Here is a 19,248-nt window from a genome sequence, read left to right as displayed (position 1 = left end):
GTTTTCAGTCGGCAGAACAGCCTCTACTGGGTCAGTTTTCGGTCAGCGGCAACAGCTGTATACACTCAAGAGTGAGGATTCCATCATGGCACCGCCCGTGTTGTCATTCTGTGTTGAAGAGGCGCTCGTGGAGCAGCTCGACCAGTTGTCCCAAGCCACCGACCGCGACCGTTAGTACCACCTCAAACGTGCGTTGGCCCGCTACGTCGAGGCTGAGTCCTGGCATATATAGGTAGAGAGCAGATTTTTGCGAGCGACTGCTATCCGACCCAAAGCAGCCCTTGATATCCATTTATTGTCGCCATAGGGTGTTGGCATTCATGGAGGATTCTGACTGATGGCACGCATAGGTTTACTACTGAGCCCCGGTTTTGCTGACTGGGAATATGCTTTTATAGCTGGAACTGCGTCCCCATTTTACGGGATCGACGTCAGGTTTTTCGCTTTTGCTCCGGGACAGATCCACTCGCAGGGCGGGCTGCCTGTAACGATCGATAGTAACTTGCAACAATGCCTGGACTGGAAACCGGATGTTGTGGTCGTTATCGGGGGAATGGTCTGGGAACGTGCAGAAGCACCGGATATTCGAGACTTTCTTCATGCCAGTCGTTCAAGTGGAGCGACGATTGCAGGTATCTGTGGGGGAACTCTGGCACTTGCGAGGGCCGGGCTTCTCGACAAGATTCCACATACCTCAAACAGTGCTAATTTCTTACAAGAGAATGCTGCAGGTTATGAAGGTCACGGGTTTTATCGAAACAGTCCGATAGCGGTGGTTGCAGACCGCATCATAACCGCTCCAGGCCCTGCCCCCGTTAGCTTCACCTGCGCAGTGTTCGAAGGTGCCGGGCTATCTTCAGAGAGTATTTCCCAGTTCAGATCAATGTTGGCAGCGGAACATAAGTGACCGTTTGGCGCTGCAAAACAGCGCTCAGGTTATGTTGTTCGAGTGGCTGCATCTGTCCGATTGCTGCCTGTCGCAAAGTCCCGCAATCGACCCAAAGCTGCCGGGCCGTCTGTTATCGGGCGAAGATCTGGCTCTCTTGGTAGACTTGCAACCCATCGCAAAACAGGCGTACTTGTGCCGTGTAACTGATGCTGCCGTCAGTACGCTTGCGTGCTCGGATAGTGGCCATGATCGCCTGGTACAATTGTTGTTTTGATTGGTAAATTGTACCAGTCGACTTCAAAATACGCCCTTTTACCCCCTAAAATCGCAGCAAAAACGTAGAGCACAATGGTACAGAATATTGCTTCAAAGCCAGTAAACACAGGGGCTGCGCTGTCTCGGCGGTTTTCTGTTGCGCCCATGATGGATGATACGGACTGAGCTGCTAGCCCCTTTAAAACAAGGGTTTACGACCTACTTAATTTTTCTCTGTACCATTTTCGTACCAGCCAACTTTCACTTCCCTCCCCTTAAATCCCCAGTCTTGACCCTTTTCGTCGTTCACAGCACATCCAGTGCAGCAAACGATATCGACCCAATACATCTACCCAATACATCTACCCCATCCCATGAACCCTCAAGCGGTATGGTCGGGGCTGTAGAGCCGAGCACGTCAGACAGAGCTTTCCCACCTGCCAGAATGAATTCTCCGGTTGAGATTTAAAGTGACTATTAAAGGTATTTTTTTACTTACCTACTCTCTAACCCACAGAGACAAAGGCTTTCAGAGCTTTCATAGACCATATTTTCAAGACCACCTCAGCTATTAATGGGGCTATCAGGACTACTATTTTACTACCCCCGCCAACCACCTGATTTATATAGGTTTTAAATTTAAATACCTTTCCAAATAGTCATCCTGACCATTTCATCGCCATGTATCAAAGCCACGTTCTACAAGGGCTGCAGAGCATTAATCACCCCGTTCTGCAGGAGGTGGCGAAAAATAGCCACTTTTGACGGCAACCCGGGTTTGGTGTTTTTAAAGGACTTTTCCTGCCTGCCCTCAGACGCTCCGTCTCGATCGCTTTCCCAGGTCAAACAGTGAAACGCAGCAACTCGACGCTAAGCCCCGCACTACAAGGCTTCCAAGCAATTTAGCCGCTCCCCGCACACAGCCAAGTCTCACCAAAAAAAGATCAAGCGCGTTTTTGAAAACACACCGAAACCCGTGTTTTAAAAGTTTTCGCCCAATGAAACCGGGGACTTAAGCGATACCCCATCTGAGACTGCCCTGTGTGCCGCTGTGCAAGCGCGCTTCATTTACCTGCAAAACTTTGCATTCTGTGCAAATGCCGATCCCCTGCAGAGGCCCACGGCCCGCCTGGGCTGCAGGTTCGTTTGCACTACATCTGGATTTGCACAAAAAAAGGACACAAGGCCCGTCGGCGGGAGGGGGATAAGTGCTTTTTCAGCTGGTTTTTTCTTTGCGCTGCATTTTTTGATGAGAGTCGAACTCATCTTCGTGTAAGGGACTTTTCGGCGCGCTCCGTCGCCGCAACGTGGCGCAAAAGGCCGAATCGTTATACTGTGTATGTATACAGTACAATCTGATGGAGTGAGGCTCACGCATGGACATGGCAACCGTCGAGCGAACCGCCGCAATCGCGACCTGGACAATATTGCTCAATGACAGTGTGTCGCTTCTTGAGAACCCCGGCGCTCAGCACAAAGCGCTGCTCAGGACGGCCAACGCTCTATACCGGTCCGACGTGATCAATCGAGACGACCTGAGTGACCTGCTCGAGCTAGCAGACGGGGCGCTGGCGTACGCAGTGGAGGCATTGCTTGAATAGTAGGACGTGAACAGATCACCTCTCTTCAAGCGAAAAAAAACGCCTTAATCAGGCGGTTTTGTTTCGGCATACCTGGCTTGTTGCAGGGCACACCGCCCTTACGGGAAGCTTTCAAAGGCCACAACGTTTACGCTAGGCATCCCAGATACTATGATAGGGTCGACTTCATGCATCCAACGTTGTCAGAAGGTATTTTCAAGATACTTTCAGGTGAGCAGGGCAGAGAGTTTAGAAGATTCTTGGACTCCCATTCCCACATTACTAAATGGATGGTGGCCGCCGACTTTTGCTTTGACAGAAACTTCCCCAACAAAACTTATGCAATAACTTTACTGCCTGCCAGTACTAGCTACGATGAAATCATAAAAAAAATAAAAGATTCCATGCCCAAGGATATAAAGAAGATTAAGACGGTTTCTCCCCTAGCTATAGCCATCCTCAACGATGAGCAGTTTTTTCACTTTGGTTTTGTAGTGAACGATCCTATTGCAGTTTTCAGCGGCGGCGAACCGGACCCAAAGGCTTACGCACTCAGCACTATTGAACAGCTTTACGATGGCGTCAAAGCAGGAGCATCAAAAGAATCACTGAAGCCATTCAATACGTTGCTGCAAGAAGCTAAAGCTAAGCGCTTTAACCTATCGGCTTACTGTGAGTTAATGATTTTTTCCGCGATTGTAAGTGGATTACTTATTTTCACTAGCAAATTTATTACATTAGAGCTTGTAGGAATATTCCCTGATCGAGACACTATAACCATCCAGCATGACCGGATTTACGGCGAACTTATACGGCTCAGCGTCGATGGTTACCACATTAACACTGGTAGCAGAATGCCTTTCGAAATCAAGATAGGCATACCGAACACAACCGGGAGGCTCATGTGGTACGACGAACTGATCCGTATGCCCGACTATATCGCCAGCTTCGTGTCGCAATGGAATATGAAAGATTTGCCCGCCGCAGATAGTAAATCATCGCCAATTTTTTATGATTCTTATGTGGATTCTAAGAACTTGTTAGTTTTTAATGTGCATCATAAGGATCAGATGTATATCGATTTCGTAACTGCAAAAAAACAGCCACCATTACCCTAAAGAGTCACAGAACCAAGTTCAGCGGAGAGCAGCCCAGCCGTGATCGCATCAGCAGCGAAGGCGGCCGCTTGAGTCGGTACCGGCGAGGGACCGTGCGTATGAGATGCCAGCTCGGTGGCCATCTGCTCGATCAGGTCGAGCGTGTCGCATAACACCCGGAAGATGTTCACGCTTTCCGACCCGACGTGGTTTTTCGGTGCAACCAGGCGCTGACTGACGGCGGAAACGCTTTTGCGCAGGCCGGCAATCTTCTCCTGCATGTCGCCACCCACGGAAGCGTTGTGAGTTTTGCCCACCACCAGGTTGAGGTCGCGCCCGGTGGCCTGGTGCATGTCGTCCAGGGCTGCCAGCGTGGCAGTGCCGGCGGAATTGAGCTTGAGTGCGCCCAAGGCATTGATCCGCTTGATGCCCCCCACCTCCTCGGTCGAATGGTTCTCCACCTCGCGGGTGTGGCTCTGATACTTCTCGCTGTTGCCCAGGGCTTCCACTTCCCGTTCCAGGGAATGGTCGCGGATCTTGCCATCCGTCAGGCGCAGCCAGTTACCGTCCGCATCGACGCGCTGTTGCACGGCGTCACTGTGCTGCCAGACGTGGTCGCCCTTGGGCACCTTGGGCAGGCTCAGACCATGCGGCAGGATCGTTTGAATGTATGGGCTGCTCGGTAGGCCGTAGGCGAAGCACACGACCACCTGGGTGCCTTCATGGGGAAAGGCAAACATGCCCATTTCATCGCCACCGGATGGCAGCGGCAATGGCACGCTGGACAGCACCGGCAGTGCTGGATCTGGCTCGCCGTCCGGGCCGAGTACTTCGATGTCGACCGCGTAACGTGGCCGGAAGTCATCACACATGGATGCGCCGGCGGGCGCGTCAGCCACCCCCACCACGCGAGCAAAGCGCGGCAAGTGGTAACCGCCGGTGAGTTCAGGGAATTGGCGTTCTACGCTGCGCTTGATTGCGTCGTCCATTTGATGGCCATCTGTGTGCCGGCAAGCGTGACACTGGTGATCCGCTCGCCCTGGTTAATTGTTGCACCTGGTCGAAGCCCGGGGAGAGCCGCGACCATTGCGCTTTGGTTGCCCTGGTAGCCGTCGAACAGACTGACCGGGAGTTGCAGCGGTGCTCGAGCACCAAAGAAACTGTCCGCCCAGGAACCGACGAACACTTCCCCATCACCCTGCTGCTGCCAGATGAAGTCGGTGATACCGAACACCCTGGCCAGGCTGTCCAGCGCTTGATAACCCGCCGCCAGGCTGTAGAAAAACGGGGCCTTCACCTTCGTGTAAGGCTGATCCGGCACGCGAAAACGCAGGCCGGTCTTGGTGCTGATCTCGGTCAGCACGGCACGCAGATCCACATGACGCAGGTTCAACGGCAACGGGCTGGCCAGGACGGCAGCCAGCTCACGGCAAAACACCACCTGCTCAATACCGTTTGCGGCAGTGCAGCGCTCGACGTAGCCGATGAAGTGTCGCTGCAGCGCGGCTTCGTTGTAGCCGATGTCGAGCGTCACCAGGCCTTGCACCGAGGCCCCGGCCTGAATGGTGAACATCGCCCGCCCAGGGCTTTTGATCTCCAGGCGGACTTCGTCTTTCACCAGCGGGACCACAACGCCATTGATCGTCAGCACCTTGTGCAGTTTCATGCTCATGGCGTGCCACCCAGGTAGGAATCCACTTTTTTCAGGACGGCTTCGAAGCCGGTCAGTTCCTGGGGCGCCCCGCTCGATCCATCGGCGCCGGTACTGGTACCGGCCACGCCGTCACCTGGTGCGGATTGCGACTTCACCGCGTTGCCGGCGCGACGGCTCTCAACCTTTTCCGGGTTGGAGAGCTTTTCCGAGAGGGTGAACTGGACAATCCATTGCGACAGGCTGTCATCCTCGCGGGCGCTGACACCATCGGAAAATGTCACCTGGCGGATGCCGAACGCCTCGGCGGTGTCGTTGACGATCCGATACGTCTTGAGCTGGCCACCGCCTTCGGTGCCTTCGGCCAGGCGCATCAGCGTGCGCAGGTTGCTCAGCTGCTTGTAGGGGATGGTCAGCGCAATCGTCAGCGTCTTGGGCTTGAAGCCCTTGTGCGACTTTTCAGTGTTGCTGGTCTGCCCCGACATGTCGTCGCTTTCGATCTTGAGGTTGGCCGTCACCTTCATCCGGTTGCCGATGATTTGTTGGCCATCGAGTAGTAGCGTCATAGGCCCACCAGTTCGCGAACAAAGCTCAGGCCCTTCAGGGAACCCACCAACATGACGCCCGACGACAGCACCCATTCGTGACCCGGTGCGCCGTCGCCCTCGAGCAGCTGCTTACGCAGTTCGCCGGCATCACCCGGCCCCAGCAAACGCGCCTGCATACTGGTGTTGGGCGTACCACCAGCCAGCAGATCTTTCAGGGCGTTCAGTTTCGAGTCCTGGCCCACGGCCTGTTCGGTCTTGCGCTGGGCCAGCTCGGCCAGGTCGTCCAGCGGCGAACTGTCTGCCGCGTAGCTTTCCAGACGGGCCAACTGGCCGTTGATCGAGGCGCTGGCTTCCTTGAGCACGGTGCAGCGTTCCAGCGGCAGATCAGCCCAGGGCGGCAAAGCGCCGATAGTCGGCAGTTCCCACTTCGAGGTGTCCAGTTCGAACAGGTGCTGGGCACGACGCTCGGCCTTTTGCAGCTCGGCGATCGGCATCAGCGCGTTGAACTTCGACAGCACCCCGGCCATCTGGTCAAAGCGCGTGCCCAAGAACAGGATCACCAGGGCGTATTGCTCGCCGGTCGGGTGCGCCGGATCAGCGCTGTCCTCGAGCTTATCCGCCAGACGCTGCACCAGGTTTGGAGCTGACAGGAAGCGCTGGTAACCGGTGCCCTGGCCGACACCGCTTTGAAACGGCGTCACCACAAAGCACTTAGGAACCTCGCCAAACTGGCCGTCCAGGGTGGCGCGGCCATTGGCAATGACGCCCTGGACCGCTGCGCCAATCAAACTCAGATCGGTGGTGACCTGATCCGCCAGGCTGGTCAGGCGTGCGCCTGTGCTCGCCAGTGCAGTGGAGGCCATGTCCTTCGCCTCACTCATCTGATCCATCCAGGCGGTCGCCTCGACCGGCCACTGCATCGTCACCGGGGTCCAGTTCATTCAGCGGCAGCCTCTGTGCCCATGACTTCTGCATACGCCGCGTCGTAGGCCGCACCGAACATCACAGCGACATCGATCGCTTCAGTGCCCAGGATGGTGGCGGCGGCATTGATAGCCGTAGCCACAGCGAATTCACCCCGATAGCAACCCCGCACATGGGCGGCCAGCGCCTTGGCCATGCTCTCCATTTCGACCAGTTCGACTGTTTTCCAGCTGTTCACCGCCTTCCAGTCTGTATCCGGAATCAGGCCATCCCTCATGTCCTGATAGCTCTCTTTGAACGTGCTGCGGTTGTCCCGATCGGTCAACATGCGCAAACCGTTAGGCAGCTCGATACCCCCGATCTCAATCGCGTATCGATGGTCGGCCAGGATTTTGAGCAACACACCCTGGTTCAGGCCGACGACGATCGATTCCGCCTCCTGCGCGCTCGATGCGTTGAATGTTGAGCGGTAGATCTCGTCGCTGTCATCGCTGTTAACCACCAGCGCGCCACCGTTGTTGTAGGACTCAAGCTTGTACATAGGGGGCCTCACTCAATGGAAAACAGGGTTTTGGTCGCGCCGCTACCGTAGGTACCGCCCGAAACATACAACTTGCCGTTCAGTTCGCATGCGGCTGCGTTTTCCCTGGCAAAACCAACGCCGCTTGGTAGCTTGGTCCATTCATCCGTCTCAGGGCTGTATTCAAAAAGGTCACCTGTTGGCGATGTGCTGCCACTCCGGCCACCGAAGACATACAATTTCTCGGAGACAACAGCACCTGTGGACCATAGGTAATAGGCCGGAGCATTGGCCAGCGCTGTCCAGGTATTGGTAACGGGGTTGTACTTGGCCAGTCGATTCGATCCACCGGTATTAGCCTGCGCGCCCATGCCGATATAGATTTCGCCGGCAACAACTCCTATAACGCCAAAAGCTCGGCCTGGAGAGTTATAAGCAAGCGAGGTCCATTTGTTGGTCGCAGGGTCATAGCACCAGAGATCCGTGGCGAACCCGCCGCTGATGTGGCCACCGTACATGTAGATTTTTCCGGCTAGGGCGACCATCGAATGTGCGTAACGCACAGGCGGGCTTGTCGCAGGAGCCAACTTCGTCCAGGTGTTCTTAGCAATGTCGTAGCAGTACAGATCGTTGGTATAGCTGACATTGGTCGTGTTGCCGCCGAACACGTAAAGCTTGTCGGCAATGGCCACCATCGGGATGTAAGCCCTGGCGACGGTTGATGCCAATTGCTGCCAGGCATTTGCGTTCGGGTCATAGCGCCAGAGATCGCCAAGGTTTCCGGAGGAGTTGCCCCCACCGAAAACGTAGATGAATCCCGCATGCGACGCCATTCCGTGCCACATACGATCTACGCCGCCGCTGCTCAGCATCTTGAACACGCCACGCAGCTTGTCGGCAGTTTTGAAGCTGATAAACGGCGACCACTCAGTTTCGCCGAGTGCTTGGCCGCGATATTTAACGCGCGCATAGAACTGAGTAATGCTAGCCAGCTTGGTTTCTGGCTTGTAACTGGTTAGCGAGACTGCCGACCAGCCACTGTCTTGCACAAGGCCAGTGCCATCGTTTGCCAGTGCAATTTGAAAGCGGCTCTGGACGTGCGCATCAGAGCCGCCGTAGACACTGAATGCATCACCGATCAGGGTCACCGAGCTGCTGACGCCAGTTTGGCCATCGAGCGGGGTAATGAGCGACGGTCGACGAATGTAGGTTGTGGCAGTGTTAAACGAGATAGCGACCGGGGCAGCGGATTGCAAGGTCGAGCCAATATCCCACGCCCTTGCATACAGACGTTTACCTGGAGGCAGGAAGAATTCGTAGTCACTCGGACGGATGCTGATTAGATCTGTTGTGCTGGTCTTGTCAAAGACGACCTGGGCAAACGCCTGGTCCGTCGCAATCTGCCAACGGCGCGACACTTGCCGGTCATAGCCTGCAGGAAACACTTCAAACGGCGTGGCGGTCAGCACCAGGTCGAGCGCCACACCTGTCGCCAGGTTGGCCGGACTGGTGATGGTCGGCGGCACAATGGACGCGGCACCCACAGGCAACTTGAACGAAGCCTTGTTACCGTCTCGCAACACGTTGAGCGTCAGTAGGCCGGCAGCAGCCACTGTCGGGACTACCAGCGTCACCACATCGGCGGCGACAGACACCGTGCCCAAAGTGGTGGATGCGGTGAACACGCTGAATCGGTTGTAATCGGTGATCTTGTAAGTGTTGGTGCTGCCCGGGTAGACCAACACGGGGCCGTCCAAGCTGACCGCTGCCGGGGGCGTCCACGTCTCCAGATCCACCTTCTTGGCGATCTCGACCTGCAGCAGTTCGATTTTGGCGTTGATGGCAGTGAAATCAGCTGTGAAATCGAACTGCCAGCTGCTGGCCGGCACGTTGATCCCGGTCAGGCTCTGCGCGCCGTCATATTCCAGGATGATATTGCGGGTCAGGTTGTTGCCCGCCTGCAGCGGCGGGATTTCCTTGCGTTTCTGCTGACGCGGCACGTAGGCCGCGATCACCAGGACGTCTTCTGCAGACACCAGACCGATCCAGTTGAAATCAAAGTCACCGATATCGCTGCCCAGCATCAGGCTATAAACGACCTTGTTCGTCGCCAGATAGCCTTCGCGAGTCACCGGGACGCTGTGAACGATGTTTTCAGCCAACGGAAAGCCCGCTGCCCGGTCCACCGGCAAGGTGGTGTCCAGTCCTGGTACGTTGGCCAGGACGAACTTGGAGACCAGCAGCGCTTCACGCTTGCTCTGTTTCTGCGAAATGAGGCTTTCGCCGGCCAGGGTAATACTTGCACCCATTGGGGGATTCCTTAGCGGGTAACCAGGGTGACCTGGTCGTGGTTGAATTCGGTGGTGTTCAGCGAAACGCTGACGGTGTGGGTGTCATCGAACCGAGCCGAAACCGACAGCGAGTCGTTGCCGTACTCCTGAGTGGCCAGGCGCAAGCTCACGGTGTTGAAATCGTCGAACCGGGCGGTCTCGGTCGTCTGGTCATTCCCGATCACATGGGCACCGATCACCAGCGTGATCCGTGAGGTACCCACCAGCTCGTAACGGCGACAGGTCCGGCCATACTGGTAAACGATCATGTCCAGCAAAACGGGGTTTTCGGACAGTTGCTCGTCGGTCAGCAGCAGCTGGACGATGTCCCAGTCACGGTCGGGCTGACGCTCCAGGATCTGCACGGTACCGATCCCTAGGCGTTGGAAGATCCGCTGAAAACCTGCAACGGATCCCGCGTCGACCGCGTTGACGAAGGCGTACTTCACCCGCAAGCGATACAGGGCCTCGGACTCACCACGAAAGCGCGTGATATCGCGCTGCCAGGCGAGCAGATCCAGAATGGTCAGATGGCAGGTCTCGGCATCCATCTGCAGCAGCGGCCAGCGCAGCCAGCCTTCTACCGACTCCCACCACGCTTGGGCGGTGGCCTTGAGCTTGGTGGCCTCTACGCCGTCCAGCCAGAACGGCAGTTCGAGTTTGATCATGCGAACACCACCGCAAGCGACCGTAGGCGGGGAATAGCCAACGCCGAAATAATGTCGTCGTTACCAAACCGCATGGATTCGATGCGCGGGAACTGTTCGTGCAGCTCTTCAACCAGCCGGCTGAACGAAAAGCGCGACTGTGGCCAGGTCAACGTCGGGGCGTAATCGCTGCCCGTGCTTTCACGGAACGCGGCCCGGATGAACAACGCGATATCGGCTTTCAGCGTGGCGCGCTGCGCCTCGGTCAAATTGGCGACCGGCCAGACCTGCAGGCTGACGTCGTGCTGGGTCTCGGGCATCACCAGGACCAACATGGAATCCCCGTGGCCGTGGTTGCCCTCGTCCATGATTCGGGCGTTGATCTGCTGCAGGTAGGTGTCCGCCGGTGCATCCGCTTCGAATAACACGTAGGCATTGGCGCTGCCCGGGCCGCGCGGGGCCCCATGCTCGAAGTACACGCCATTGGCCGATACGCCTGGGAACGCGGCGATCAGGGCGCGGTAAACAGCGTCGGTGTGCCACTGGTTGACCGCGCTGAACTGATTGCGCGCACGCAGGCGCAGATCGTCGTCCAACTCTGCATCGGAACCCGGGGTGGCCAGCCAGCCGTCAAGGTTCACCACCTGGACAACGCCCGGTACCGGGACGGGCAACACGGCGTAATAACCCGGGGCCAGGTTGAAACCGCTGCCGGCATCGATGGCGATCACGGGGATCGATACCTGTGACGCGCCTTCGATAAAACTGCCCACCGCCGTGGTGACCAGCTCGTACACGTTGCCGTTGATCGTGGCCGACTGCACGCGGGTGCCGATCGGGATCTCGAGCGAACCCACGGTCGTAGCCCTGCTGAACAACAGCGAGCCGATCGCCTTGGTCGGGGCTTTGCGCTCGACGTTCACCGCCCAGGCCAGCATGTCCAACCAGGTGCTGGTGGCCGTCTTCAAAAAGAAGTTCGGCAGCACGGTGCCGGTGACGAAGGTCAGGATCCACAGCACCGGTTTGGTTACCAGGGCAGTGATCACCCGCCAGAACGGCGAATACGCACTGGTGTTGGCCAGCTTGCTGCCCTGGGCGACCACTTCGGCCTCCCAGGCGGCCTTAAGCGCGGCCTCGGTTGTCGGGATGCCAGCGTCGGCCAGCGCCTGTTTGAAGTCCACGTCACTCACAGCGTTACCTCAAGGTTGCCAAACTGCAGGGTGGTCGCGGTGACCAGGTATTGGCCGGATCCCAGCTCAGTGATTCGGGCGGTGCCGGGTACCAGGCGCACGTCGGCTTCCACCAGCAGTTCCAGCTGCTGGATGCAGTCGCGCTGTTTCAGGCGGTTGCGCTCGGCCACCAGGGTCACCAGCAGGCCGCTTTCGCGGATCATGTGGCCGATGTCCTGGGCGATGCAGACGCGATCCTCCACCGGTACCGGCTGACGGCTGAGGTCCAGGGCAAAGTCGTTGTCCTCGATCAGCAGATCGATGTACTCGCTCATCCACCCACCGCCATGCTCATCATGTTTTCAACTTCCAGCGGGGTCATAGGCTTGGCCGTATTGATGTTGAGGGTCTCCACATGCGTGCCCCTGTTTTGGGTTTGGCTGTTGTTGTTCTGGATGCTGCGCAACAGGCCGCCCTGGGGCACAGCCGTCGGCCGCATCGGCGACAGACCGCCCGACGTGCCGCCGTTCATGCGCTGACGTGCCTGCTCGGCTTGTTCGGTGAGCGGCGGCGTGGTGACCAGTTGCGGCGGTGCCGGCGCATTGACCAGGGGCGCGGAAATGCCGGGGATCTCCGGCGCTTTGGGCATCTCGCCAAAGGCCGCATCGATCTGCACACCGGGGATCTTGTTCAGCATCTCGATTAGGCCGTTGATCGCGTCCTTGAAAATCCTGACGATGCCGTCCCACGCGGCGCTGGCCATACCGGTCCAGCCACCGATAGAGCTGAACCAATCCGACAACGCCTGCAGCTGGCCGGCGATCCACTTGAACGCGGAGGTGTTCATCAGGGCGCTGGTCCAGTCGTCCCAGTAGTAGATCGCGGCACCCACGATCGCGACCAGGGCAACAATACCGGCGATGATCAGCCCCACCGGATTGGCATACATGGCGGCGTTGACCAGCCAGATCGCACCCTGCCAGAGCAACATGCCGACCTTGACCAAGCCCATCCAGGTGTAGAGCGCTGCCAGGCCAAGGACAAAGCCGGCGATCAATACCGTGTGCACCAGGAACATGGCGATGCTGCGAAAACCCGTCCAGGTCAGGACTTTCCAAATGGTGACCAGCGACAGCCAGACCATCTTGGCCAGGCCCACGGTGAAGGTCATCGCGGCCATGGCGGCGGTCAGGCCGAGGATCACCAGCACGGTGATGCCGATCACACGGGTGATGTTGGGGAACAGCTGGGTCCAGCGAGTCAGGGTGCCGGCGATGCCCACCAGCTTGTCCATCAGTGGAGCAAGCATGGGGATCAGCGCCTGGCCGAAGGCAATGCGCAGCGCCTGGACAGCCGCACCGAACTGTTGCCACGGGTCGACCATGGCCTTGGCCATTTTCTCGGCGCTCTCCAAACCGCGGACTTTGCCCAGCTGATCGAGGCCGTTTTTGAATCGGTCGGTGTCCTTGGCCAGGGCGTTGATCACCCGTGCCCCTTCTCCGCCGAACGCCTCGGTCAGCTTGGTGCCGGCGGCGGCGCTGGTCAGGTCGCCGAACTTACCCTCGAGCTTGGCCAGAATGTCCGCCATCGGCATCAGCTGGCCGTTTTGCTCGGTGAATTTCAGCTTGAGCTTTTCGGACGCTGCGCCGATGTTCTCGAAAAACGACTTGTACAGGCCGCCGGCGTCGCCGCCTTCCATGGTGCTGCTCAGCGTGCCGATCACCGCGAACTGCTCGGCGATATCGACGCCGGCCGTGGTGGCGAGCTGGCCCACTTCCTTGAACGCATCCTTGAGCTGCGCACCGTCCGTGCGAAACAGCTGCGCCGCCAATGCCGTCTGGCCGCCCAGTTTTTCGACCCACTGGCTTTTGCCCATGGCATCAGCCGAAGCTTTGAACAGGTTGTACATGGTGCCGACGTAGGCGCCCATGGTCTCGGCGTCGGACTTGGTGGCCTTGGCCAACAGGTTGCTGGTGTTGGTGAAGGTCGCCAGCTGGTCGCCCGACAGCCCCTTGATCGCGCCCGAGATGCTGTAGGCCGAGGCCACGAAGTCGCGGGCGTTCTCGCCGTAGTTCACCGAGAACTCCAACGACTTTTGATTCAGGGCATTCAGCGCATCTTCGGCCACGCCCAGCGAGCGGACTTCGCCCAGGGCGCGGTTCATCTCCAGCGCCGGTTCCAGCGACTCGCTGATGCCCTTGGCTGCACCGATCATCCCGCCCAGGCCAAGGCCCATCTGCTTGATGTTGTTTTCGCCCTGGGTGGCCAGGTCGGAAAAGCTGGTTTTCACCCTGCCCAGGGGCGCGCTGACCTTGTCGGTCAGACTGAGGATGAAAGCCAAGCGGGCGCTGCGGTCAGCCATGGGTTTTTATCCGTTCAGCGCAAAGGCGATACCGTTAGCCACGGCGATCTCCATGCGTCTCCAGTGTTCGTCTTCCAGCCATTTCGCCGTGCCCATGTTCTCGATCGTGGGTTCAGCACCGGGTAACCAGCGGTGGGTCAGGGCCATCAGCTGGCCCAGCCCGTCGTCGGTTAAGCCGTCAGCGTGGCTGAGGACTTTTTTACGATGATGTCGATGTCCGGCGAGTACTCTTCAAGCAGCGCACCGGCCAGCTCCATCACCGTCACCGGGTTGGCCAGCAACGGTTTCAGCGAGGCGCGTTCTTCCTGCTTGACGGTGCTCACCAACAAGTTGTTAGCCGGGGCCACCTTGTTGTTGTTCGTGGTGCTGTTGAAGTACTTGGTCACGTCTTGAGGCGTGAGATGAAAGGTGAATTCGCGGTCGCCGATTTCCATGGTGATGTCGCGGTTTACTTCAGTCATTGGAGGATCCGTCTGTAGAGGGTTTGGTGAATGTTGATCAGGGATTGGCGGGCATGCGTAGGCACACCTGCCGGGTGTAGTCCTGCAGGCCGAGGATCATTTGCCGGCTTAGGGCGAGCTGATCTCGGAGGGTGAAATAATCCGATCGAGCGTCTGCTGCGAGTTCGGCGCTGCCTGCATCAGCCACGCTGGCGGCGCCGGTGGCGCTGGGCACAGGGGGTCTGCAGGTGGCACGGATGCGCAGCCGCTGACGGCCATCGTCAACATCGCGGCGCAGAGCGTCGTTTTCAGCGCGTGCATGGTTCAGTTCCTCGGTGTGTTTCTGATCGACCTGGTCACGGGCGGCGAGCCGTTCGCCACTGATGCGGGCGGCTTCACGCAAGCCACTGACTTCGGACTGGGCGCTGTCACGCTCGCGGCGGGCATCGTCCAGCTGTCCGCCCTGGAAATAGAGAGCAAGCATGATGAGTACGCTGCTCAACAGCTTGAGCAGCGGCCAGGCGAACTCCATAAGGATGGTTTTCATTTCAGACACAGCTCCATTTCGGCCAACCGGCGGTTGTGCAGACCCTGGACAAACTGTTTTCGACCGTTGGGCAGGGTCACGTAGGCCCAGACCGGCTTGCCGTCCTGCGCCCAGGCTAATGCTTTGCAGCCCTCAGCAATGCGGCCTGCGTTGATCAGGCCCACGGCCCGACTGGCGCACGTGGACGGCACCCCAAGGTTGTGGCCATGACTGCTAAGGGCGTCGAACGTGTTCTGCCCGATCGCCTGGTTGGTCAGGCAGTCGGCCAGGGCCAGTTGGCCTTTGCTGATCACCAGGCTTTCCACTTCAGCGCAACGAGCGTCCGACCAGTAATCACCCACAACCACCGGTACCGAGCTGGTGTGTTTGGTGATGCCTTTGCACACGGTGGGCAGCCCACGGGCCAGGTTGTCCGCGTAGACGACGTTCTGGCCGTTGCCTTCCCAGGTGCCCAGAAAAGCCGTCAGCGCTCCGCTACATAGGACCAGCACACCGGCGGTGATCTTGTTGCGCAGGCTCATGGTAGGAACACCCGCAACAGGGCTGGTCCGACCATCTGCAGGATCGCCCACAAGGTGCTGGCGATCGCCAACGCCCAGGTGATTTTCTTGCCGATATCGGAAACAACGACGGTCAGCTTTTGCTGGCCCTCATTGAGCTGCGACAGTTGACCGGACATGTGTTCGAACTGTTGCTCAAGCTTGGTGACGCGGGTAGGAACCGTTCCGTGATGCCTTTCCAATTCGCCTACGCGGTACTCGATCAACATCACGTCACGTTCGATCCTGCCCTGGCGCGTGGTATCTGCACCTGGGTCGGTAAGGGGCTGCTGCAGAGTGGTCGACATCAGCGTTTTCCTTGCTCAAAAGTCGTCTGGCAGGGCACGCAGCGAACGATGCCGCCCAGCGCTTGACGCGCCTCGGGGATCGGGCTTTCGCACTCCTGGCAATGGGTCCGGCTCGGTCCGGACGGGCGCGGCCGGGCGAGCTGGACCTCTATGGCCTTGTCCCGCTCGCGCTGCTCTTGCGCCTGGGCGCGATCGAACCAGTCCACCATCAGGTCAGGCCTTCGATTTCAGCAGCGCTCAGGTATGGCACGCCGTTGATCTTGATGAAGTCCGGACTGGTGACGTCGAACGGCACCTTGTGCTTGTTCTTCTCGCCGCCTTTCTGGTCGAGGCTCAACAGGCTGGAGATCCGCACCTTGCAGCCGAACGCTTCAATGCGCAGTTCCTCGTCGCCGGCCTTGGCGAAAAACACGATGTCGAACGGTTCCAGTTCGCGGAAACTGCCGGCGCTCTTGGCCTGCTCGATCAGCAAGTTGAAGTTGGTGGTGTCCAGCTCCAGTTCGCCCGCTGCGCCCACGTCACCGTCAACGTGCCCGTTCGGCACGCCCTTGGTCTGGGCCACGGTGCTGTTGTCGGTGATGTCCAGGGTGCCGCTCTCGACGTGAACGAGCAGATCGCCTAGGTTCACGTCGAAGTTCTTGCCGCCAATCTTTGCAGCCATGCGGGGTTACTCCGTTTCAGTGGTCGAAAGGTCAAGCGCGATGTTCGCGGTCAGGTCTTTCGGGCAGTTAAGGGGGCGCAACTTGATGTAGGCCTCGACGGCGGTTTTGCTCTTCCAGGTCAGGACAATGTCGCCGTCCTTGGGCTGCTCGATCTCGCCGGGAAACACCTGGCCCGCGAAGGTGGTGGACTTGGCCATTGCGCGCAGCGGGGCCATCAGGGCGCTGATGTTCACCGCCATGCTGTTGGCCGAGTTGTTCAGGCGGCGATCGGCCACGCGGCGGATCAGCAGCGGACGTACCAGGCGTGCCGCCTTGTCGGCGATACGCAGGTACTCGATCACCTGGAAGTCGCTGGCCGGCGTGTCGAGCAGGTTGCCGTCGGCCCAGTACACGCCGGGATAATCGGTGTAGGTCTGGGTCACGGAAAACCGCGCTTTATCCAGCTCGGAGCGGATCGCGGACAGCAACGGCACGCCTTCGGAATCAACCGGTACCGGTCCCAAGCCGAGTACCGGGCCGGTGGCCACGCGCATCGGGCTGTCGGCCACACTGACGGCGGCGTTGGCCAGGCGACCGGCCAACACGCCCAAGTCGTTGCCGTGCAGCTGGGGCACGCAAATGACACGCGGTGCGGCCAGGCCTTCCACGATGGCTTTCTGTTCGGTCAGGTACTCCGACCAGGTCTGATCGGCGGCATCAATGCCAACCGACGAGGCAATGACAAAAGCGCGGCGACCATAGGTGTTCTGCAGGGCTTGCGCCGCGTCGTGCATGGCCGACAATTCGGCGCCAGTGGTGACTGGTTTGGTGATCACCACCGCTTCGACGGAGTAGCCCTGTTGCTGCGCCTTGGTCAGTGCGTCCTGCCAGTTGCTATCGGCAGCCAACGGCGCAGCCAGGCAGGCCCAGCGGTCACCGCCATTCAGGCGTGCGGCCGTGACCTGGCTTTTCAGATCGCTGGCCGGAATGCCCAACATCACGTCCAGGTCGCTGTCGGTGTTGAGGGGGATCAACTGCCCTTGGCTTTTCGCACCAGGGCCGATGAACATGAAATAGCATTCGATCGAAGACACGGCACCCTGGCCGAGGTTGAGATTGTTTACGCTGACTTTGCCGAGTGACATGCAGTGCCTCGTTAGCGGGGAGAATTAAGGATTTGTTGCAGCACCAGGTTCACCAGCGCGCTGGTTTCCGTCTCGGTGCCGGGGCCGAGAAACTGGCGCTTGGGCAGCTTGATTTCCCAGCTTTGTGCACCAGAGGTTTCGGCTTGTTGGTCGTCCAGGATGCGGATCAACAGACCCGCCTTGGCGTAGTTCACATGTTCTTTAATCCACGCCACGGACGGGCGTGTGAGCGTTTTTTTGCCCGCCTGACGAACCTTGAAACCGAGACGGCGCAAGCGCTTGGCCTGCTTTTCGGTCGCGGCCAAGCCTTCGGGAACCTTGTTCCACTGGCGCATCTGCGCGGCGGTGCGTCGTTCGGATACGCCGTTGTGTTGCTGCGAGGCCACCCAACGGGTCAGCGCGTTACGCCAGCCCAGTTCGGCTTCGTCAGCGTTGACGCGGGTGACCTCGAGCAGCTTGCCCAGGCCGGCTTCCATCTTCTTTTTGCCCTTGGCCGAACCTTTGCGAGCCTCGAACGGCGAGCCGTCCAGGTTCTGCTGGTTGCGGATCCGTTGGCGACTCAGGCTGCGCACGCGCTTGCTGACGTTATTCAGCAGCCGGCGGCGCAACTTAGGCGCCAGATTGAGCAGCGCGAGCTGTTCTTCGGCACCCAGCAGGCCGCGAATATCCAGGTCGAAAGTGCTACGCGCCATCGCCGGTCACCTCGCCTTGCTCTGCCACCCACAGCTCGAACGGCACGAATGCCCAGGTCTGACCGAAGGCCTCGATCTCACCGTCCGGATCCTCGGTCAGGTACTGCGGCTCACTGAACTGCAGCTTGATGTCCACATCGGCCAAGTCGTTGTCGAGCATGGTGATGTCGAACACGGTCGCAGGCAGGCCGTCGCGGTCCTCGTCGTTGTTCTCCAACCAACTGCCGACCAATGCCATCAGGCGGGCCGGGTTGTCGGCGAAACGCTCGAGCACGATCGTGGCGCTGTAGTTCATATCGCCCATGTGCATGCCCTTGGTGTCGGGCTTCCACACCAATTCCAGCTGCACCTGGTCCGTCCAGCTGTCGAGCTGTTCGGGAGCTACCAACTGGCGTTCGATGAGGTAGGCCGTCAAAGCCTGCAGCTTGATCACAGCAGCATCGCCGTGATGCGGCCACGGCCTTGCAGCAAGCGAACAGCCTGCTGGCTGAATGCGAGAAAGGTTTCCGATCGCTCAGGCAATTCCTTGCCGAGGTTTTCGGCGCTCTCGCGGCGGTTTACTGTGGCGAACTGGGTTAGCAGGCTGGCCTTGGCGCGGCAGTACACTGCGCGCTTGTAAAGCACGACCTTGTAGGCATAGACCCATTCAGCGGGAGTAGTCACACCTGCAGCAGCTTCCAGGTTTGATATGCCAGCAGCCTGTAGTTTGGTTTTCACACGGCTCAGGTCAGTGTTGACCTCGACCATGGCGGTCTTTAAATCAGCGGCCAGCATTTCGCCCAGGTACTCACCTGGCAGGCGATAGCCTTTCTGGAACTCGCTTACCGACAGGTCAGGCCAAAAGCCGTCATTGTCGATCTGCTGTTCCACCAATGTGGTGGGTTTGCCTGAAAAGCTCATCGCTGGCCGCTCAAATAGGGCGGGAAAACTGTTGGCGGTGAGTCGGACGGCCATAAATGGCTGA

Annotated in this window: 23 protein-coding genes and 3 pseudogenes; 4 read left to right on the top strand and 22 right to left on the bottom strand. The window is 58.7% G+C overall.

Going from position 1 to position 19,248, the window contains the following annotated elements; all coding sequences use genetic code 11:
* Positions 1-85: 85 nt before the first annotated feature.
* Positions 86-172, top strand: a pseudogene (locus GHN92_RS24145) (transcriptional regulator); the annotation flags it as partial.
* 165 nt (positions 173-337) lie between these two features.
* Positions 338-907, top strand: coding sequence for a DJ-1/PfpI family protein (locus GHN92_RS10415; RefSeq protein WP_153380081.1), 570 nt, complete (start codon positions 338-340; stop codon positions 905-907).
* Positions 908-1,022: 115 nt separating this feature from the next.
* Here GHN92_RS10415 and GHN92_RS24335 read toward each other — a convergent pair.
* Positions 1,023-1,136, bottom strand: a pseudogene (locus GHN92_RS24335) (integrase); the annotation flags it as partial.
* Between the two features lie 1,384 nt (positions 1,137-2,520).
* On the opposite strand from GHN92_RS24335, the gene GHN92_RS10410 reads away from it, so the two are divergent.
* On the top strand, positions 2,521-2,745 hold the full coding sequence (locus GHN92_RS10410) for a hypothetical protein (RefSeq protein WP_153380079.1): 225 nt from the start codon (positions 2,521-2,523) through the stop codon (positions 2,743-2,745).
* 167 nt (positions 2,746-2,912) lie between these two features.
* Complete coding sequence (locus GHN92_RS10405; protein WP_153380077.1) at positions 2,913-3,842, top strand: hypothetical protein; 930 nt, start codon at positions 2,913-2,915, stop codon at positions 3,840-3,842.
* Here GHN92_RS10405 and GHN92_RS10400 read toward each other — a convergent pair.
* From GHN92_RS10400 to GHN92_RS10305, 21 genes and pseudogenes are all read right to left on the bottom strand, one after another.
* On the bottom strand, positions 3,839-4,810 hold the full coding sequence (locus GHN92_RS10400; protein WP_153380075.1) for a hypothetical protein: 972 nt from the start codon (positions 4,808-4,810) through the stop codon (positions 3,839-3,841). The two genes, GHN92_RS10405 and GHN92_RS10400, sit on opposite strands and share 4 nt — an antisense overlap.
* On the bottom strand, positions 4,783-5,493 hold the full coding sequence (locus tag GHN92_RS10395; protein WP_153380073.1) for a hypothetical protein: 711 nt from the start codon (positions 5,491-5,493) through the stop codon (positions 4,783-4,785). The genes GHN92_RS10400 and GHN92_RS10395 overlap by 28 nt, the downstream gene beginning before the upstream one ends.
* On the bottom strand, positions 5,490-6,038 hold the full coding sequence (locus GHN92_RS10390) for a DNA-binding protein (RefSeq protein ID WP_153380071.1): 549 nt from the start codon (positions 6,036-6,038) through the stop codon (positions 5,490-5,492). The genes GHN92_RS10395 and GHN92_RS10390 overlap by 4 nt, the downstream gene beginning before the upstream one ends.
* Positions 6,035-6,961, bottom strand: coding sequence for a hypothetical protein (locus GHN92_RS10385; protein WP_153380069.1), 927 nt, complete (start codon positions 6,959-6,961; stop codon positions 6,035-6,037). Before GHN92_RS10385 ends, GHN92_RS10390 begins: the two co-directional genes overlap by 4 nt.
* Complete coding sequence (locus tag GHN92_RS10380) at positions 6,958-7,485, bottom strand: DUF4376 domain-containing protein (protein WP_153380067.1); 528 nt, start codon at positions 7,483-7,485, stop codon at positions 6,958-6,960. Before GHN92_RS10380 ends, GHN92_RS10385 begins: the two co-directional genes overlap by 4 nt.
* A gap of 8 nt (positions 7,486-7,493) precedes the next feature.
* Complete coding sequence (locus GHN92_RS10375; RefSeq protein WP_153380065.1) at positions 7,494-9,773, bottom strand: kelch repeat-containing protein; 2,280 nt, start codon at positions 9,771-9,773, stop codon at positions 7,494-7,496.
* A gap of 173 nt (positions 9,774-9,946) precedes the next feature.
* A pseudogene (locus GHN92_RS10370) lies at positions 9,947-10,462 on the bottom strand (phage tail protein); the annotation flags it as partial.
* Positions 10,459-11,631: a baseplate J/gp47 family protein gene (locus GHN92_RS10365; protein WP_178102619.1), complete on the bottom strand. Its 1,173-nt coding sequence runs from the start codon at positions 11,629-11,631 to the stop codon at positions 10,459-10,461. The gene GHN92_RS10365 and the pseudogene GHN92_RS10370, both read right to left, overlap by 4 nt.
* Complete coding sequence (locus GHN92_RS10360; protein ID WP_153380060.1) at positions 11,628-11,945, bottom strand: DUF2590 family protein; 318 nt, start codon at positions 11,943-11,945, stop codon at positions 11,628-11,630. Before GHN92_RS10360 ends, GHN92_RS10365 begins: the two co-directional genes overlap by 4 nt.
* Positions 11,942-13,972 carry a phage tail tape measure protein gene (locus GHN92_RS10355; protein ID WP_153380058.1) on the bottom strand — a complete coding sequence of 677 codons (2,031 nt, stop codon included), beginning with the start codon at positions 13,970-13,972 and terminating at the stop codon, positions 11,942-11,944. Before GHN92_RS10355 ends, GHN92_RS10360 begins: the two co-directional genes overlap by 4 nt.
* Positions 13,973-13,978: 6 nt before the next feature.
* Positions 13,979-14,119 carry a hypothetical protein gene (locus tag GHN92_RS23840; protein ID WP_178102618.1) on the bottom strand — a complete coding sequence of 47 codons (141 nt, stop codon included), beginning with the start codon at positions 14,117-14,119 and terminating at the stop codon, positions 13,979-13,981.
* A 23-nt stretch (positions 14,120-14,142) separates the two neighbouring features.
* A complete protein-coding gene (locus tag GHN92_RS10350) occupies positions 14,143-14,433 on the bottom strand; it encodes a putative phage tail assembly chaperone (RefSeq protein ID WP_153380056.1) in 291 nt (96 codons plus the stop codon).
* Between the two features lie 37 nt (positions 14,434-14,470).
* The gene (locus tag GHN92_RS10345; RefSeq protein ID WP_372239743.1) at positions 14,471-14,959 is read right to left on the bottom strand and encodes a lysis protein; all 489 of its coding nucleotides are present in this window, start codon (positions 14,957-14,959) and stop codon (positions 14,471-14,473) included.
* Entirely contained in the window at positions 14,956-15,480 is a 525-nt protein-coding gene (locus GHN92_RS10340; RefSeq protein ID WP_153380054.1) for a lysozyme, read from the bottom strand. The genes GHN92_RS10345 and GHN92_RS10340 overlap by 4 nt, the downstream gene beginning before the upstream one ends.
* Positions 15,477-15,806, bottom strand: coding sequence for a hypothetical protein (locus GHN92_RS10335; protein WP_256666451.1), 330 nt, complete (start codon positions 15,804-15,806; stop codon positions 15,477-15,479). The genes GHN92_RS10340 and GHN92_RS10335 overlap by 4 nt, the downstream gene beginning before the upstream one ends.
* Positions 15,806-16,015, bottom strand: a complete 210-nt coding sequence (locus tag GHN92_RS10330) for a TraR/DksA C4-type zinc finger protein (RefSeq protein ID WP_153380052.1) — start codon at positions 16,013-16,015, stop codon at positions 15,806-15,808. Before GHN92_RS10330 ends, GHN92_RS10335 begins: the two co-directional genes overlap by 1 nt.
* Positions 16,015-16,467: a phage protein gene (locus GHN92_RS10325; protein WP_153380050.1), complete on the bottom strand. Its 453-nt coding sequence runs from the start codon at positions 16,465-16,467 to the stop codon at positions 16,015-16,017. The genes GHN92_RS10330 and GHN92_RS10325 overlap by 1 nt, the downstream gene beginning before the upstream one ends.
* Positions 16,468-16,473: 6 nt before the next feature.
* Positions 16,474-17,592, bottom strand: coding sequence for a DUF2586 domain-containing protein (locus GHN92_RS10320; protein WP_153380048.1), 1,119 nt, complete (start codon positions 17,590-17,592; stop codon positions 16,474-16,476).
* A gap of 11 nt (positions 17,593-17,603) precedes the next feature.
* Positions 17,604-18,284 carry a phage virion morphogenesis protein gene (locus GHN92_RS10315; protein WP_153380046.1) on the bottom strand — a complete coding sequence of 227 codons (681 nt, stop codon included), beginning with the start codon at positions 18,282-18,284 and terminating at the stop codon, positions 17,604-17,606.
* Positions 18,274-18,717: a phage tail protein gene (locus tag GHN92_RS10310; protein ID WP_178102617.1), complete on the bottom strand. Its 444-nt coding sequence runs from the start codon at positions 18,715-18,717 to the stop codon at positions 18,274-18,276. Before GHN92_RS10310 ends, GHN92_RS10315 begins: the two co-directional genes overlap by 11 nt.
* Positions 18,714-19,184: a head completion/stabilization protein gene (locus GHN92_RS10305; protein ID WP_153380044.1), complete on the bottom strand. Its 471-nt coding sequence runs from the start codon at positions 19,182-19,184 to the stop codon at positions 18,714-18,716. Before GHN92_RS10305 ends, GHN92_RS10310 begins: the two co-directional genes overlap by 4 nt.
* Positions 19,185-19,248 lie beyond the last annotated feature (64 nt).

It is taken from the genome of Pseudomonas sp. FSL R10-2964 (genome assembly GCF_009600035.1).
Taxonomy (GTDB): domain Bacteria; phylum Pseudomonadota; class Gammaproteobacteria; order Pseudomonadales; family Pseudomonadaceae; genus Aquipseudomonas; species Aquipseudomonas bubulae.
The sequence above is the reverse complement of the archived record's forward strand: the minus strand, read 5'-3'. Positions and strand labels throughout refer to the sequence as shown.

Bases quoted from the DNA above. Each gene is read 5' to 3' on its own strand.
- GHN92_RS10415 (WP_153380081.1), top strand. From the start codon at position 338: ATGGCACGCATAGGTTTACTACTGAGCCCCGGTTTTGCTGACTGGGAA.
- GHN92_RS10360 (WP_153380060.1), bottom strand. From the start codon at position 11,945: ATGAGCGAGTACATCGATCTGCTGATCGAGGACAACGACTTTGCCCTG.
- GHN92_RS10410 (WP_153380079.1), top strand. From the start codon at position 2,521: ATGGACATGGCAACCGTCGAGCGAACCGCCGCAATCGCGACCTGGACA.
- GHN92_RS10375 (WP_153380065.1), bottom strand. From the start codon at position 9,773: ATGGGTGCAAGTATTACCCTGGCCGGCGAAAGCCTCATTTCGCAGAAA.
- GHN92_RS10405 (WP_153380077.1), top strand. From the start codon at position 2,913: ATGCATCCAACGTTGTCAGAAGGTATTTTCAAGATACTTTCAGGTGAG.
- GHN92_RS10390 (WP_153380071.1), bottom strand. From the start codon at position 6,038: ATGACGCTACTACTCGATGGCCAACAAATCATCGGCAACCGGATGAAG.
- GHN92_RS10325 (WP_153380050.1), bottom strand. From the start codon at position 16,467: ATGGCTGCAAAGATTGGCGGCAAGAACTTCGACGTGAACCTAGGCGAT.
- GHN92_RS10305 (WP_153380044.1), bottom strand. From the start codon at position 19,184: ATGAGCTTTTCAGGCAAACCCACCACATTGGTGGAACAGCAGATCGAC.
- GHN92_RS23840 (WP_178102618.1), bottom strand. From the start codon at position 14,119: ATGGCCCTGACCCACCGCTGGTTACCCGGTGCTGAACCCACGATCGAG.
- GHN92_RS10315 (WP_153380046.1), bottom strand. From the start codon at position 18,284: ATGGCGCGTAGCACTTTCGACCTGGATATTCGCGGCCTGCTGGGTGCC.
- GHN92_RS10385 (WP_153380069.1), bottom strand. From the start codon at position 6,961: ATGAACTGGACCCCGGTGACGATGCAGTGGCCGGTCGAGGCGACCGCC.
- GHN92_RS10345 (WP_372239743.1), bottom strand. From the start codon at position 14,959: ATGAAAACCATCCTTATGGAGTTCGCCTGGCCGCTGCTCAAGCTGTTG.
- GHN92_RS10380 (WP_153380067.1), bottom strand. From the start codon at position 7,485: ATGTACAAGCTTGAGTCCTACAACAACGGTGGCGCGCTGGTGGTTAAC.
- GHN92_RS10330 (WP_153380052.1), bottom strand. From the start codon at position 16,015: ATGGTGGACTGGTTCGATCGCGCCCAGGCGCAAGAGCAGCGCGAGCGG.
- GHN92_RS10340 (WP_153380054.1), bottom strand. From the start codon at position 15,480: ATGAGCCTGCGCAACAAGATCACCGCCGGTGTGCTGGTCCTATGTAGC.
- GHN92_RS10335 (WP_256666451.1), bottom strand. From the start codon at position 15,806: ATGTCGACCACTCTGCAGCAGCCCCTTACCGACCCAGGTGCAGATACC.
- GHN92_RS10320 (WP_153380048.1), bottom strand. From the start codon at position 17,592: ATGTCACTCGGCAAAGTCAGCGTAAACAATCTCAACCTCGGCCAGGGT.
- GHN92_RS10355 (WP_153380058.1), bottom strand. From the start codon at position 13,972: ATGGCTGACCGCAGCGCCCGCTTGGCTTTCATCCTCAGTCTGACCGAC.
- GHN92_RS10350 (WP_153380056.1), bottom strand. From the start codon at position 14,433: ATGACTGAAGTAAACCGCGACATCACCATGGAAATCGGCGACCGCGAA.
- GHN92_RS10400 (WP_153380075.1), bottom strand. From the start codon at position 4,810: ATGGACGACGCAATCAAGCGCAGCGTAGAACGCCAATTCCCTGAACTC.
- GHN92_RS10395 (WP_153380073.1), bottom strand. From the start codon at position 5,493: ATGAGCATGAAACTGCACAAGGTGCTGACGATCAATGGCGTTGTGGTC.